Consider the following 1,781-nt stretch of genomic DNA (forward strand, 5'->3'; position numbering starts at 1 on the left):
AGCAATTGCTGCTCTTGTTCAGACAAGGCAGGCAAGTCGAAAATGACTTGCTGGTAAATAAGACCATTCGTGCCTTGCTCATATTGCGTCAGCTTAGACGCACCCCCTACAATCGTACCTTGTGGCCTGTAAAGCTCACTCGGAACATCTTCGATACCAACTTTAGGCAAGATAGATTCATCGTCTTTCGCTTCTTGTCGAGCTTTGAGCGCTTTCGCTTTGCTCTCAACATTTTCTAACTCTTCAGGGCTCATTGCTGACTTTTTCGCAGCGAGCTCATCTTCAACCAGACTCGCACGAACAGCATCAAAGCCTTGATTTGGTTTCATTACCAAAGTCACGCGATGCGCGTTATTAAGCAGCAGTCTCTTCACTCGTGACTGGATATAATCAGGATCTTTAATCTGTTCGCGTAGGCGCTCTAAAACAGGATCTAAATCAAGTAGTGCGACCGGATCCCCGCCATGCAACATCGGCGACAACCCTGCCAAAATCAACTGCAGACCATATGGGTAGCTATCACCAGAGATCTCTCGCTGACTCAGTTCTAACTGATGAAGAACAGCCTCTAGTCGCTCTTGCGGAACACCGTTCTGTGCCACATCTTCGAGAACAGAAATCACAAGCTTTTCGAACTCTGCGACGCGCTCCGGCTCGCTTCCCTCAATGCCACAAGCAAACAACATTTCTTTATTAGAGTCTTCAAGTCCACACAACGGTGATGGTGCCTGCCCTAGTTCAGTTTGCTCGAGTGCTTTCTGCAATGGCGCTGCAGAGTTCTCGAACAACACGTTCGACAACAAGTGCGCTTCAAGATTGCTTTCTAAATCAAAGCTGTGATCGAGCAACCAAGACATCACGATGTGTGTTTTATTTTCAATACCATCGTTTTCATCAATTGGGTAATTTTCAACGACAGTGAGCGGCGCACAATAGCGTTTTTCGTCAGTCACAATAGCTAGATCATTTGAACGCTCAAAACGCGATAAGACATTGTTGTGGAATGTCTCTTGATGCTCTTCGGCTGTGATATCACCGAAGGTCATAAATACCGCATTACTCGGATGATAATGCTTGCGATAGAAAGCTTTCAGCTGATCATAAGTGAGGTCGGTAATATGTTCGGGATCACCACCACTGTTGTAATGGTAAGTCGAAGTTGGAAACACATAACGAGTGAGTGTCTGCCAAAGTTGGCTCACCGGCGAACTCATTGCGCCTTTCATCTCGTTATACACAACACCTTTATAGACCAATGGCGAATCTGCGTTACCTTCCTCTTCAAATTCTACGCGATGCCCTTCTTGAAGAAAGTCCATCTCGTCCAAGCGCGAGAAAAAGACCGCATCTAGATACACATCTAAGAGGTTATTAAAGTCTTTTTTGTTCTTACTCGCGAAAGGATAAGCCGTCCAATCACTGCTAGTAAAGGCATTCATGAAGGTGTTCAGAGAGCGGCGAATCATCATAAAAAATGGATCGCGTACCGGATATTTTTCGCTACCACACAATGCAGTGTGCTCAAGGATATGCGCCACACCTGTATTGTCAGTCGGAACAGTCTTTAGTCCTACCAAGAAAACATTCTCATCGTTCTCTGAAGCAAAGTGTAAATGTCGTGCTCCGGTGCCTTTGTGCACGTACTCTTCAGCATCTACGGCGAGAGATTCAATACGTTGTTTTCTTACAAATTCAAATTGCGGGTGGCTCATTGATCATTAACACCTTATGGTTGGCCAGACTGAACTGTTGATTGAATTAAGCTATGAAGATTAACACTG

Annotated in this window: 1 protein-coding gene; it reads right to left on the reverse strand. The window is 45.2% G+C overall.

What is annotated here, in order from left to right:
* Nucleotides 1-1,712, reverse strand: a 1,712-nt coding sequence (locus tag A3738_RS15435; RefSeq protein WP_197473879.1) for an insulinase family protein, incomplete at its 3' end; no start/stop codon positions are given.
* Between the last annotated feature and the right edge of the window lie 69 nt (nucleotides 1,713-1,781).

Source organism: Oleiphilus sp. HI0066, assembly GCF_001635725.1.